Genomic DNA, 13,691 nt, shown 5'->3' with positions numbered 1-13,691 from the left:
TCATATAAAAGAGGTATCCTCATTAATCGGAGGGCAGTTCAGACCGGCGGGTAACAATGTGATTCAGGTTATGATGAATCATTTTTTCCAGGAGATCATAGCCTGCGTTGGGCCGGGAATGGGCATATTCCCTTTCCAGTTTGGTAATGGGGGCTAACCAGTATAAGTTCACCTTATCGCCATATACCTCCGGCAGCCCAATGACGGGACCATTATATAAGGCCGAGGACACCACTACGCTTTCAAAGGGGGCCGGGAGTTCCTCCGAGCTTACCGTATGACCTTCTCCCAGCCAGGTGATCTGTTTCCACGGCCGGTCGGCCATACCGGACATCAGGCCGGCCATTGCCATGATCTCTTTATCTGTAAAATCTTTTTTGCTCACTGCCATCGCCAGTTCCATACGGCGAAATCCGGGGGCGCGGTCGCTGTACAGGAGTTCTACCCACGGCATCGGGCGGATGCTGATTCCCAGGGTGAGCAGGTATACCACGTCCTCTTTCTCAAATTTACCCAATGCCATCGGGGGCCATTGCCCACCATCGATGGCATAGTATTGCTGAATAGGGCCAAACTCCGCTTCGTATGCTTTTAAATACTGGTCCTGCAAAATGCTCCATGCCTGGCTGGCTTCCCCTTCCCAGTCTTTCCAGAAGGCAATGGCCTGATCTATGCGCTCGTACATGGCGTTGGTGCCACGCTTGCCCAGCGGCATCAGCCGGTCATTTTCGCCGGCGCCGGTACAATCTGCTGCATAGGCCACTGCATGTTCATCATTGTACAGGCTCCAGCCGGGTATTACCCCCAGTATTTCATTATCATACAATACCGCTGCTCCATCTCCCTCTTCCGTCCATACAATTGTCAACCGCTCTTTTTCCAGTGGTTCGAGTCCCTGCGGGTGGTTGCAATAGGCAGCTTCGAGCATGGGCGCCATCCCTTCTTTCATGGCCGCAACATCCTTTTTTGCCGGTGCCGGCTGCAGGTTCCGTAACCAGCACGGCCGCGGGGAATACTTTGTGGTCAGTAATTCCGAAGGATACAGGTAAAAATAAGCCACTCTGTCGTCCTGCTCCACTACGGCATATAAAGTTCCTCTGTTATTAGGCTGGTCTATCAACATTACCGGCTCAGACATAATTATTCTTTTTTAAGATCCGCAAAATAAGGCTTTCGGGCAACACTATAATTCCTGCCTCAATTGCTGTATTTTGTCAGGTATACAATTAATTTCTATGAAGATATATTCCACTTTGCTAATGGCACTCATGATGTTTGGTTCAGCTACACTCACCGCCAAAGAACGGCAATTTTACCAGATCAAAATCTACCACCTGAAAACGAAAGCACAGGAAACACTGGTAGATAATTACCTGGAGAAAACATTCCTCCCGGCTTTACACCATGCAGGCATCAAACAGGCCGGCGTTTTCAAACCGGTTACCGCCGACACTGCTGAGATCCGGATCTATGTACTGATCCCGTTCCAGTCGCTCGAACAGTTCGTCAACCTGGATAAAACCCTGCAGGCCGATAAATCTTTTCAGGCTAACGGGAAAGACTATACGGATGCGGCCTGGAATAATATTCCTTACACCAGGATAGAATCTATCCTGCTACAGGCGTTTCCCGGAATGCCCATACTGGAAGCGCCGGCTCTGAAAGCGCCCAAAAATGAGCGGGTGTATGAGCTGCGCAGTTATGAAAGTCCCTCCGAGAAATACCATGTTAACAAAGTGAAGATGTTCAATACCGGCGATGAAATCGGTATCTTCCGGAACCTCAACTTTAATGCGGTATTTTATGCTTCCGTTATTTCAGGACCACGCATGCCCAACCTGATGTACATGACCACTTTCAACAATAAGGAAGATCGTGATGAACACTGGAAAGCATTTAGTGCAGATCCGAAATGGAAAACGCTGTCGGCGATGGAGGAATACAGTCACAATGTATCTAAATCAGAGATCCTGTTCCTCAGACCAACAGACTATTCAGACTTGTAATACTACAGAGTGGCGGGCCTTTACCCGCCGCTCCGTTTATCATACCGGTTTCTGATCTGCGTATAAAACAGTTTACCCCTGTGAAATCAACAATTTCTGTGCGGCGCCTGTTAATGTACCTGACTGTCAGATCGCTTTAAATGTACGATACCATTCAAAACTGATCATGTCATAAAAGTATAAAGAACTTTATACTTATCAATAAAGCAAATTATTTTTTTACTTGCGGTAAACGATTAAACATCATTATACTATGGACTTACAATTAAAGGGCAAAACGGCGCTGATCAGCGGCTCCACCCAGGGTATCGGCCTGGCCATTGCCTTACAACTGCTAAAGGAAGGCGCCGTGGTGATTATCAACGGAAGAACCACCGCCCGGATAGACGAAGCCATTGCAAAACTGAAACAGCAGGTGCCGGATGCACAGGTAACCGGCGTGGCTGCCGATTTCTCCAAAGTAGAGGAAGTGAACCAGCTGCTGGAAAAAGTGCAGGAAGTAGATATCCTGGTGAACAATGCCGGGATATTTGAACCCAAACCGTTTGAAGAAATCACGGATGCTGAGTGGTTCCGTTTCTTTGAAGTAAATGTAATGAGCGGCGTACGTCTTTCCCGTTACTTTTTCCCGAAGATGCTGGCAAAAAACTGGGGCCGGATTATTTTTATCGCCAGCGAATCGGCGGTGATGATCCCGGAAGAAATGATCCACTATGGTACTACCAAAACAGCGCAGCTGGCGGTGAGCCGCGGTTTGGCAGAGCTTACCAAAGGCACCGCCGTAACTGTTAACACCGTAATGCCCGGCCCTACCAAATCTGAAGGTGTAGATGATTTTATTAAAAAGTTAGCTGAATCGGATATGGTCTCCCCTGAAAAAGCAGAAGAAGACTTCTTCAAAAACATGCGCCCCAGTTCTCTCATTCAACGATTTGCGAAAGTATCAGAAATCGCCAATCTCGTTACTTATATATCCAGTCCGCTCTCTGCGGCAACAAATGGTGCAGCGCTCCGCGCCGATGGCGGTTTGCTGAGAACTATTTTCTAAACCTACCCTTGAATATACCCTGTTTCCGGAAAGCACCTGCACTGTGGTGGCTTATCAGGGAGGAATTTCTGGCGCCTGCCTGCCGGGCGCCCGCAGATTAAAAATGTACGTCGATAATTAAACAAAAAGACTTAATTTAACTCCTATTACACCCACCAGCAGGTTGAAAATGAGCCACCACACATTTTCAATCTGGCAACAGACTACATTTTTTTAAAATTCAAAAACTGATCCCCTCATGGCTGATGAAACTCAACAGAAAGTCCAGACTGCACTCGGCGACGTCGCCGCAAGACAACTCGCCATTGCCACCCGTACGGTGCCGCAGATGTCTACCATTACACCCCGCTGGCTCACGCGATTAATGAGCTGGATCCCGGTAGAATCGGGCGTGTACAGGCTTAACAAAGTAAAAGACGAGAGCAACGTAACCGTAGATTGTTCCGGAAGAGATGAACGCGAACTACCTCAGACTTTTGTGGATTACATCGATAATCCCCGCGAGTACAACCTCAGTGCAGTGAATACCGTACTGGATGTACACACCCGCGTATCAGACCTCTACAGTAAGCCTTATAACCAGATCAGTGAACAGTTGCGGCTGATCATTGAAACTATTAAGGAACGGCAGGAAAGCGAACTAATTAATAATAAGGAATATGGGTTGCTAAACAGCGTAGTAGCTTCCCAGCGTATCAAAACACGCACCGGTGCGCCTACTCCGGACGACCTGGATGAGCTCATCACCAAAGTATGGAAAGAACCCGGCTTCTTTTTACTGCATCCGCTTACCATTGCCGCCTTTGGCCGCGAATGCACCAGGAGGGGCGTACCGCCTCCCACCGTTTCCCTCTTTGGCTCCCAATTCATTACCTGGCGCGGTATTCCGCTGATACCATCCGATAAAGTGCCTATCGAAAACGGCAAATCAAAAATCATTCTTTTACGCACCGGCGAAAGCAGGCAGGGAGTAGTGGGCTTGTACCAGCCTAACTTACCGGGAGAGCAATCGCCCGGATTATCTGTGCGCTTTATGGGTATTAACCACCAGGCCATTGCTTCCTATCTCGTATCCCTTTACTGCTCACTGGCGGTATTGGTAGATGACGCCATTGCCGTATTGGATGATGTAGAAATAGGTAAGTACCATGAATACAAATAATTTCCAACCCGATGGATTACCGGATATTGCCGCATTGGAGAAACTGGCCAACCAGTTGTTTTCCTCCCTGCAATCCGGTAATGATGTGCCCTACACAGGTTACACATCAGCTGCCCCCATCCAGGACCCGCTGCTGCAACAGGGAAGCGTAACAGATGTTACGCAGGCGCCTACCAGTTTACCGGATCCTCACTTTTCCGGTAACGGCGGCATTCCTGCTTCCGTAGCAGGCAGCGGTATTTCACCGGCTGCGCTCACGCATCCAACAACGGCCTATGATCCTTCTTTTGAACAGGAACTGCAACGGGCGCTGAAAAGTATACCATCATCAACCTATACATCGCAGCTGCCTTCCGCAGGTACCTCCTACTATTTCCTACCGGAAAAAGCAGCAGGTATCACCGGCGCCACCCAGCCCCCGCTGGATATTAACCGGGTGAGGGCCGATTTCCCGGTATTGCAGGAACAGGTGAACGGCCACCGGCTCATATGGCTGGATAATGCCGCCACCACGCAGAAGCCGCGGAGCGTAATTGACCGCATCAGCTATTTTTATGAACACGAAAATTCAAATATCCACCGTGCCGCTCATGAACTGGCAGCACGCGCCACGGATGCGTATGAAGGCGCCCGCGAAAAAGTAAGGGCTTTCCTCAATGCCGCATCTGTAAATGAAATTGTATTTGTTCGCGGCGCTACAGAAGCCATTAACCTGGTAGCTAAAAGCTGGGGCGAACAATTCCTGCAGGCCGGCGATGAAATTATTCTGAGCCACCTGGAGCATCATGCCAATATTGTACCGTGGCAACAACTGGCCGCCAAAAAGGGATTGCTGATAAAAGTAATTCCTGTTGATGATGATGGCCAGATCATACTTTCTGAATACCAGAAACTGCTCGGTGCTAAAACAAAGCTGGTGTCTTTTACACAGGTATCCAATGCACTCGGCACCGTTACGCCGGCGCAGCAAATAGTGGAACTCGCCCACCAGGCCGGCGCCAAAGTGCTGGTAGATGGCGCCCAGGCGGTATCGCATATGCGTGCAGATGTGCAGCGGCTTAACTGCGACTGGTACGTATTTTCCGGGCATAAAGTTTTTGGTCCCACCGGTATCGGGGTGTTGTACGGCAAAGAGGCATTGCTGAATGAAACACAACCCTGGCAGGGCGGTGGTAATATGATCAAAGACGTAACCTTTGAGCATACCCAGTACCACGCAGCCCCCGGGCGCTTTGAAGCCGGCACCGGTAATATAGCCGACACCGTAGGATTAGGCGCTGCCATCGATTATGTAAATCATATAGGCATTGATGTTATACACCAGTATGAACACTACCTGCTCGTATATGCTACACAGTTATTGAAAGACGTGCCGGGTTTGCGCCTGATAGGCACAGCTCCTGATAAAACAAGCGTATTGTCTTTTGTATTTAAAGATTTCACAACCGAACAGGTTGGTGCGGCGCTGAACCAGGAAGGAATTGCCGTAAGATCCGGTCACCATTGCGCGCAGCCTATCCTTCGCAGGTTTGGCGTGGAAAGCACAGTGAGGCCCTCACTGGCATTCTACAACAGCTGCGCCGATATAGATATTCTCGTAAATACACTATTGAGATTACGCAGAAGCAGGATATAATTTTTTTAGAAAGAAGAGATGGCCGGCAGTTTATTCGCATCAAACTATTGGTCATCTCTTCTTTAAAAAATATTTTTCCATCTTCCTGGAAAGAAAAACCGCAACAAACCAACCCCATCAAACACGCCACAGCACTACATTACACCAGTATGTATTTCCGCTTAAAAAATCCAATTCCCCTGAAACATGCAGCTGTGCTCATAAAAAAGAGCATTTAAATTTTGTGGTTTAAATTATTTACCTACATTTGCACTCCACAATGCGAGGTAGAGCAGAGGTAGCTCGTCGGGCTCATAACCCGAAGGTCAGTGGTTCGAATCCGCTCCTCGCTACAAAAAGTAAAAGTCCTGTACGGAAAGTGCAGGACTTTTTTTATACTGCTTCAGATCAAAAATAAATAGTATTATTACAGCAGGCCATCAATATCTGAAAGCAGTTTTTGTTAGCCATCAACCCAATCCCTAAATAAATTTTATTTAATCAATGAAACAGAAACCTTCAATGGCATTTATTGCGGCCTCCTGGGTAGCAGTATTTGCAGGTATCCTGGGCTTCATCATCGGCCTTTGGAATGCCTCCACTATGCAACTGAATGAAAAAGGATATTATTTCACAGTATTAATGTACGGACTGTTCTCCGCGGTATCTGTCCAGAAGTGCGTACGGGACAGGATCGAAGGCGTTCCTGTAACCGACATTTACTATGGTCTCAGCTGGGTATCCATGTTGCTCACCATCCTGTTGCTCACCATCGGATTGTGGAATGCCACCCTTGCTCCAAGTGAAAAAGGCTTTTACGCATTTGCATTTCTGTTAAGCGTTTTCGGCGCTATTACCGTACAAAAAAATACCCGCGACAGCCAGGCTGCGAAAGCAACTAATCCCCCTGCATCCGGCGATATTTAATACTTTCTTTTACAGGGAGACTTAAGCAGTCTCCCTGTTATTCCCCTCCCCGTTTTTCCGGAATCTATAAATACTTTTCCTGAATCGTCTTCCCCGGCAATGGCTGTGCCGGTACATTTGCATTACCACCCTTTAAGCGGGTATCAAATATTATATCTATCCTCCAACACCCTTATAATACATCTCCAAAGTGATTAACAGTATTCCTGCTAATCACTTTTTTTTGTACCATATTATAATATATTTGTTGATAGTTAACCTTTTTATCCATATGGGAAACAAGATCTATAAGCATATTATCATAGTTAAGATATTGGTAGTTGTCCTGTTGTTTGCACCCCTGTTCCTTTCCCAGGTTTATGTTGCGGTGCCGGCCGCCGTTGAGGGATTTACCAACCGTATTTTAGAAAATGCCGGTACGTTCACCCTGCCTTTTGGGTTGCTGTATGAACTGGATAGGTTTACGAATATAGTTGCTCTTCAGGATAGTGATGGTTCCATGGCCGACGCGTTTCTGACTCCCATTATTTTCCTGTTAACCTGCAGTATGTGGTGCGGTGTTTTTTACTGGCTGATTTCGCTGATGAAGAAAAATCAGGCTCTTGCTCCCGCCTCCGGGAACGAATACTGGAAGAAAATATTCTTGTCGGATCTTCTTATTTCCCTTGTTTCTTTTACGTTTATCTTCCTGCTGAGCAAACATAATACGGATGGAGATACCGGTGGGAATTACCTGTTATATATGGGGGTACTTGGATTAACCATTTTTTGTTCATTCCTGCTGGGCACGATGTGGTGGGCCGCTGAAAAATTATGGACACGCAACCGGTTGTTTGGTATCATTATCGCCAGCACTGCGGGGATTGCTGCATTGGTGGTTATTTTTATTGCCGTGCAAACCGTGCGTAAAAGCGATCGTCCGGAATATTCACCTTTTGACGGAGTAGAAACAGCTGCAGCGACTGAGCTGGATGCCGCCGCCCTGGCGACAGACAGCTTTACCTATGAAATAAAAACACCAGAGGAGTTTCCGCTCAGCGTTTCGCAACTCCGGGAAGCAGCCGCCTATCTGCTGCATGAACAGCTTGAACTGGACAGCACCGCTGTGAAAAAAAGGCAAACTTCGGACCTCGCGCTGATGTGGCATTCGTATGTACAACCCCTGTACTATGAAGGAGAAGCAGAAGATCCGTACGACACGCCCGCCTATACGAAAAATCACGGGCTGGAGTCCGCTATCCGGCAATTTGCCTGGGCTGGCCGCGATGAAGCCCGGCTGCGTGAGTCCTTCGCCGGATATAAAAACCTGTTGCACGAGATGCTGCCGTATAATACTTACCAGCGTTCTTTTGTACGTTACTATGTGGAAAAATTATTGCTCACTTATAGTGCCTTGCAGGCACAGGAAGATGTAACTGTAAAGCTGGAAAAACTCTACACAAAGATGGCTGTCACTACAGATTACACTGCATCCGAAGATTTCATTGGTGATGTAAGACAGGTGCTGAATAACATGGACCGTATAGATCCATCTCTCAACAACAATGACCTGAATGCCCGCCGGATGAATGTTTGGCTGGTTTCTTTCTGGGCCAGACGTTATAATGAAGGTAATCAGCAGACCGTTTATGACATCCTGAAAGAAATCAGGGATATGTATAGCGGTGATTAATCCGGCGTATCCCCCTGTTTATCCGGATCTTAAAAAAAATGTTAAAAATGATTTCATTTAATACAAATAAATATTACTTTTATTCCGGGCAAGAGAAAAAGTGCTGCGTTATTTTGACTTGTTATTCAATAAGATTCCCACGAATCTTTTTTTTGGAACCTATTGCTAAATCGATTTTTTAATAGGAACCAGGATGAACACCGGGAAATCCATGTATTACCCACCCGTGTATGAAGAAAAAAAGTATTGTAATTAAAAATATATTCCAGGTAAAAAGCTAAACTAACTTGTTATTTTTTATTGTTTGCTAAATCGATATACTACTGACTAAAACAGTACTGTAAAGAATCGTACATTTTGCTTATGCGAATATAATGGGAACCATTGTCTGCCTGACCGGAAACCAGGCAGCATCTTCATTCAGGAGATTTTTTTCACTATTTAAATGACTAAACCAGTATCTGAAAAATTTTAAAAATTAGCCTGCTGGCTTATTGCTAAATCGTTTTTTCAATAAGCCGATCCGGCTTTTCTTTATTAACCAACTTCAATTAACGTATATGCACAAACGATCCACGTTTTGGGCACGGACCTGCTTTGCCAGTATGGTACTGATGCTCTTCTCGCTGTTTGCCTTTTCACAGGGCAAAACCGTATCCGGAAAAGTAACGGATGCCAATGACAACACCGCTGTTCCCGGCGTATCTGTTCAGATAAAAGGAACCAGCACCGGAACTATCACCAAAGCCGATGGAACCTTTACCCTGCAGGCACCGGAAAACGCCGTGCTGATATTTACTTTTGTTGGCTACCTGCCGCAGGAGGTACCAGCATCAGCTACCGCCATGAACATAAAACTGGCAGCTTCAGTAAAATCGCTGCAAGACATTGTGGTAGTGGGTTACGGTACACAAAAAAGAAATGAGGTAACCACTTCAGTAGCCACCGTAAAAGCGGAAAACTTTAACCAGGGAGGTTCGCGCTCTCCTATGGATTTGATCCAGGGTAAAGTAGCCGGCTTATCTGTTACCAGAACCCAGGGTAATAACCCTAACAGCGGCGCCTCTATACAAATCAGGGGGATCAGTTCCATATCCGGCGATATGAATCCGCTGATCGTTGTGGATGGTATTCCCGGAGGTAACCTCGACCTCCTGCAACAAGACGATATCGCCACTTTCGATGTATTGAAAGACGGTTCCGCAGCGGCTATTTATGGTACCCGTGGTAACAACGGGGTGATCCTCATCACCACCAAAAAAGGTAAAGCAGGCGATCCGCAATACACTTACTCTACCTACCTGCAACGCGAAGCAATAGCCAAAAGACCCAGCATACTGAGCGCAGCAGAATATGTAAAAGTAGCCGGCGCCACTAACAACCAGGGTGCTGATGTAGACATGTACGATCTCCTGCTCGACAAAAACAATCTTAGTCATTACCACAACTTCGCGGCCTCTGGCGGTACTGCGAACAGCAACTACCGTGCATCCCTTTATTACAACGATGCCAACGGTATTGCCATTGAAAACGGCCGTAAACAATATGGTGGAAGAGTGAATGTAAACCAGACCGGTTTACAGGGTATGCTCACCATGCAGTTCAACCTGGCAGGTAATTTTAACAAAGCCAACTTAAACGGTGGAAACAGCGGTGGTGGCGATGACAAAGCCGGTAGCGCAGGCGCCGATTTCGAGCAGGCAGTACAACGGAATCCTACAGCTCCCATCTTTGGGCCCGATGGTAAATATGTTGAAACAAACGGTTTCAATAACTATAATCCACTGGCCCGTTTACAGCAGGAATTATATGAAAGGGATCAGAAAACCTACTCAGGAGATGCACGTATAACGCTGGAGCCTATACGTGATTTGAAATTCTCTGCTTTCGGCGCTATTGTCCGCGATGAATACACCGACCGCCAGTATAAAAGCAAGGCTTCCCGCTCTTCCATCCAGGACTTCCAGGGTGGCGGTTATGCGTATAAAGCCAATTATGCCGCTATGGATAAGACTTTTGAAGCTACCGTCGACTATACAAAAACAGTCAATTCAGACCATACTTTCAATGTACTCGGTGGCTACAGCTATCAGTACAGCACCCTGGAAAAGTATGCAATGGATAACAACGGCTTCCTCACCGATGCGTTTGAAGACTGGAACATTTCTGCAGGCAACGCATTAAATGATCCAAAACTGCCCCGCCCTTCACAAAGCAGCAACAAGGTAGACAACACCCTCATTGCATTTTTCGGCAGGTTGAATTATAACTACAAACAGAAATACATGTTGCAGGCTATCCTGCGTCATGAAGGTTCTTCCCGCTTCGGTGCCAACTACAAATGGGGTAACTTCCCCGCTGTATCTGCAGGATGGGTAATTTCAAAAGAAGCCTTCATGCAGGACATCACCGTAATCAATAACCTGAAACTCCGCGCCGGCTACGGCGTTACCGGTAACCAGGGCATTCCTAACTACCAGTCGCTGATTACATTAGGAACAGGTGGCGCTTATCTCCAGTATGGTAAATGGATCCAGACTTACGGACCTAACAAAAATCCGAATCCGGATTTGAGATGGGAAAAGAAGAAGGAATTCAACGTAGGTGTTGACTTCTCCCTGCTGCAAAACAGGATCGGCGGTTCCGTAGATGTATACAGCCGCAGAACAAAAGACCTGTTGTTCAATTACACCGCACAGCTGCCTTCCAACATCCTGGATAATATCTTTACCAACGTAGGTGAAATCTCCAACAACGGGGTGGAAGTAGTGATCAACACCGTACCTGTAAAAACCAAAGACTTCTCCTGGCACAGTGACGTCGCCTTCAATTCCCAGCGGAATAAAATGGTGTCATTCTCCAACGATATTTATAAAGCCACGGAACAGTTTTATGGAGATCTCCCTTCTCCGGGTAATCTTGGCCAGGCCATCCGCGTAGTAGAAGGTGGTCCGCTGGGTACCTTCTATGGTTATCGCTATGCCGGTCTTACCGACGATGGCAAATGGCTGTTCTATAAAAAGGACGGCAGCAAGGCCACTACCTCTGAAATCAATCCGGACGATAAAACAGTGATCGGAAATGGTATTCCCAAGTACATGGCTTCCTGGAACAATACTTTCCGTTATAAAAACTTTGACCTGAGTATCTTCTTCCGTGGCAAATTCGGTTTCGATATCCTCAACCTGCAGGATATGTACTTCGGTAACAAAAAATGGAAACCGAATAACATGTTATCATCTGCTATCGGTAAAAATGATAAGCTGAATGATGATCCGCAGTTCTCTGATTACTACCTGGAAAAAGGTGATTTCGTGAAACTGGATAACATCACCCTCGGTTATAATTTCCAATTGAAAACCAAATATATCCGCAGCCTGCGCGTATATGCCAGCGGCCGTAACATCGCCACCATTACCAAATACAGCGGCCTTGATCCTGAACTGCAGGATACCGCGCTGGATTCTGGTATAGATGGAAGAGGATTTTACCCACGCACCCGCTCCTATACTATCGGATTGAACCTTGGATTTTAAAAGCAGCAAAATTGTAACGTATGAAAAAAAGTAAAGTATATATCAGCGCAGCCCTGCTGGCTCTCGGATTGAGCGCCTGCACCAAGCTCGATGAAAAACCATACAGCGAAATTATTTCTGATAATTTTTATCATAATAAAGAAGAAGTCCTGTCTGCCGTACTGCGGCCATTTACCCATGCCGGTGCATGGGCGGCACCTACCGGTCAAACCGGCTACTGGCGCCTGCAGGAACTCTCCGCCGATCAGCTGGCATGGCCACAGAAAGGCAAGCACGGCTACGATGGCGGTAACTGGATCCGCCTGCATAACCACACCTGGATTGCTAATGAAGACAATGCCTGGAACCCGTGGCGACTGATGTACTGGGGAATGGGCTTCTGTAACAATACGTTGAAAGATCTGGCGGCTATGGACTTCACCAAAATTGGTATGACCAATGAAGACAAAGCCTCATTTCTTGCAGAAACAAAAGTGGTGCGTGCCTGGCATTATCTGAAACTGATGGACCTGTATGGTAACATTCCCATCGTAACGGAAGTAGGTGCGCCGGCGTCCCCGGCTACCAAAAGCCGCAAGGAAGTATTTGAGTTCGTTGAAAAAGAACTGAAAGAAAATGTGGAACTCCTGAAACCATTATCTGCTGATATGGTGGGCCGCGCTACTAAGGCAGCTGGCTACGCTATGCTGGTAGAACTGTATCTCAACGCACAGGAATGGACTGGCACCCCGCGCTGGGATGACTGTATCAACTATTGCAATAAGATCATTGCCGGCAACGGCGGTTCCCTGAGCGGCGCAGTGCCTGCACTGGAACCGGATATTTTCCGCGCCTTTGCCAACAATAATAACACCTCTCCGGAAGACCTGTTCCAGCTCGCCTATGACCTGAGAGCCGGTAACTCCCGCTTTGGATGGCAGGGTGATTTCTGGCACTACCGTCAACGCCAGATCTATAACGCTGATGTAGATGGAAACAACAGTATCGTTGTTATTCCTACTGCTTATGATGCGTATAAAGACAATGACCTCCGCAAACAAAACTGGATGCTGATCGGACCACAGAAAAAAGATCCGGCGCTACGCACCAGCGTTGGCGACAGTTTGGTACTCGGCACAGAAGAATACAACGGCAAACCACTTGTATTTGTGAAAGAGATCCGCAGGAATTCTGAAGGTGAAAGCGGCGCCGGTAGTATGACGGAAGGTGAAGAGAACAGCGGGGCACGTTTTGCAAAATATGTACCCGGCACACAGGCCGATCCTAATTACTGGGGCAATGACTTTGTGTTATACCGTTTGACAGAAATTTATTTCAACAAGGCAGAAGCATTGATGAGAAAAAATAACGGCATCGCTACACAAGATGCTGTTGATCTTATCAACACCTGCAAGAAACGCGCATTTAAGGCGGCTGACTGGGCTGCTGAAGCTTATACAACCACCAGCCTCACCATGAATGAACTCCTCGCTGAAAGAGGCCGTGAGTTCATCTTTGAGGGCAAACGCCGTTCGGATCTGATCCGCTTTGGCAAATTTACCACAAGCACCTGGTGGGATCATCAGCCATCGGCTGATAAGTACAAGCTGTTCCCTATTCCTTTCAAACAAACAAGTATTAATCCTAACCTGGTTCAAAACCCCGGTTACTGATAAACTGATTTGGGTGCGAAGTAGTAAACGGCTTTAACCCGGATGCGGAAAACCTAAAACGGCCGTCTCTTAA

At 47.0% G+C, this 13,691-nt stretch carries 9 protein-coding genes and 1 tRNA gene; 9 read left to right on the top strand and 1 reads right to left on the bottom strand.

The window, feature by feature from the left end; genetic code table 11:
* Window positions 1-22: 22 nt before the first annotated feature.
* The gene (locus V7S65_RS28670) at window positions 23-1,138 is read right to left on the bottom strand and encodes a suppressor of fused domain protein (RefSeq protein WP_336389141.1); all 1,116 of its coding nucleotides are present in this window, start codon (window positions 1,136-1,138) and stop codon (window positions 23-25) included.
* 97 nt (window positions 1,139-1,235) lie between these two features.
* Between V7S65_RS28670 and V7S65_RS28665 the strand changes: the two genes are divergently transcribed.
* The 9 genes from V7S65_RS28665 (at window position 1,236) to V7S65_RS28625 (ending at window position 13,618) form a co-directional block, all read left to right on the top strand.
* Window positions 1,236-2,006, top strand: coding sequence for an NIPSNAP family protein (locus V7S65_RS28665; protein ID WP_336389142.1), 771 nt, complete (start codon window positions 1,236-1,238; stop codon window positions 2,004-2,006).
* 253 nt (window positions 2,007-2,259) lie between these two features.
* On the top strand, window positions 2,260-3,054 hold the full coding sequence (locus V7S65_RS28660) for an SDR family NAD(P)-dependent oxidoreductase (RefSeq protein WP_336389143.1): 795 nt from the start codon (window positions 2,260-2,262) through the stop codon (window positions 3,052-3,054).
* 238 nt (window positions 3,055-3,292) lie between these two features.
* Window positions 3,293-4,216 carry a family 2A encapsulin nanocompartment shell protein gene (locus V7S65_RS28655; RefSeq protein WP_079470838.1) on the top strand — a complete coding sequence of 308 codons (924 nt, stop codon included), beginning with the start codon at window positions 3,293-3,295 and terminating at the stop codon, window positions 4,214-4,216.
* Window positions 4,203-5,852 (top strand): family 2A encapsulin nanocompartment cargo protein cysteine desulfurase, encoded by a 1,650-nt coding sequence (locus V7S65_RS28650; RefSeq protein ID WP_336389144.1) that lies wholly within the window; start codon window positions 4,203-4,205, stop codon window positions 5,850-5,852. The genes V7S65_RS28655 and V7S65_RS28650 overlap by 14 nt, the downstream gene beginning before the upstream one ends.
* A gap of 260 nt (window positions 5,853-6,112) precedes the next feature.
* A tRNA-Met gene (locus tag V7S65_RS28645) sits at window positions 6,113-6,184 on the top strand.
* Window positions 6,185-6,335: 151 nt separating this feature from the next.
* The gene (gene yiaA / locus V7S65_RS28640) at window positions 6,336-6,758 is read left to right on the top strand and encodes an inner membrane protein YiaA (protein WP_336389145.1); all 423 of its coding nucleotides are present in this window, start codon (window positions 6,336-6,338) and stop codon (window positions 6,756-6,758) included.
* Window positions 6,759-7,029: 271 nt separating this feature from the next.
* Window positions 7,030-8,430 (top strand): hypothetical protein, encoded by a 1,401-nt coding sequence (locus tag V7S65_RS28635; protein WP_336389146.1) that lies wholly within the window; start codon window positions 7,030-7,032, stop codon window positions 8,428-8,430.
* Window positions 8,431-8,990: 560 nt separating this feature from the next.
* Window positions 8,991-11,966, top strand: coding sequence for a SusC/RagA family TonB-linked outer membrane protein (locus V7S65_RS28630; RefSeq protein ID WP_111577917.1), 2,976 nt, complete (start codon window positions 8,991-8,993; stop codon window positions 11,964-11,966).
* A gap of 20 nt (window positions 11,967-11,986) precedes the next feature.
* On the top strand, window positions 11,987-13,618 hold the full coding sequence (locus V7S65_RS28625) for a RagB/SusD family nutrient uptake outer membrane protein (protein ID WP_111577918.1): 1,632 nt from the start codon (window positions 11,987-11,989) through the stop codon (window positions 13,616-13,618).
* Window positions 13,619-13,691: the final 73 nt, after the last annotated feature.

Source organism: Chitinophaga sp. CCNWYY40 (assembly GCF_037483205.1).
GTDB classification, from domain to species: Bacteria; Bacteroidota; Bacteroidia; order Chitinophagales; family Chitinophagaceae; genus Chitinophaga; species Chitinophaga ginsengisegetis.
The sequence above is the reverse complement of the archived record's forward strand: the minus strand, read 5'-3'. Positions and strand labels throughout refer to the sequence as shown.

Coding starts and splice junctions, on each gene's coding strand:
- V7S65_RS28670 (WP_336389141.1), bottom strand. CDS start 1,138: ATGTCTGAGCCGGTAATGTTGATAGACCAGCCTAATAACAGAGGAACT.
- V7S65_RS28665 (WP_336389142.1), top strand. CDS start 1,236: ATGAAGATATATTCCACTTTGCTAATGGCACTCATGATGTTTGGTTCA.
- V7S65_RS28660 (WP_336389143.1), top strand. CDS start 2,260: ATGGACTTACAATTAAAGGGCAAAACGGCGCTGATCAGCGGCTCCACC.
- V7S65_RS28655 (WP_079470838.1), top strand. CDS start 3,293: ATGGCTGATGAAACTCAACAGAAAGTCCAGACTGCACTCGGCGACGTC.
- V7S65_RS28650 (WP_336389144.1), top strand. CDS start 4,203: ATGAATACAAATAATTTCCAACCCGATGGATTACCGGATATTGCCGCA.
- yiaA (WP_336389145.1), top strand. CDS start 6,336: ATGAAACAGAAACCTTCAATGGCATTTATTGCGGCCTCCTGGGTAGCA.
- V7S65_RS28635 (WP_336389146.1), top strand. CDS start 7,030: ATGGGAAACAAGATCTATAAGCATATTATCATAGTTAAGATATTGGTA.
- V7S65_RS28630 (WP_111577917.1), top strand. CDS start 8,991: ATGCACAAACGATCCACGTTTTGGGCACGGACCTGCTTTGCCAGTATG.
- V7S65_RS28625 (WP_111577918.1), top strand. CDS start 11,987: ATGAAAAAAAGTAAAGTATATATCAGCGCAGCCCTGCTGGCTCTCGGA.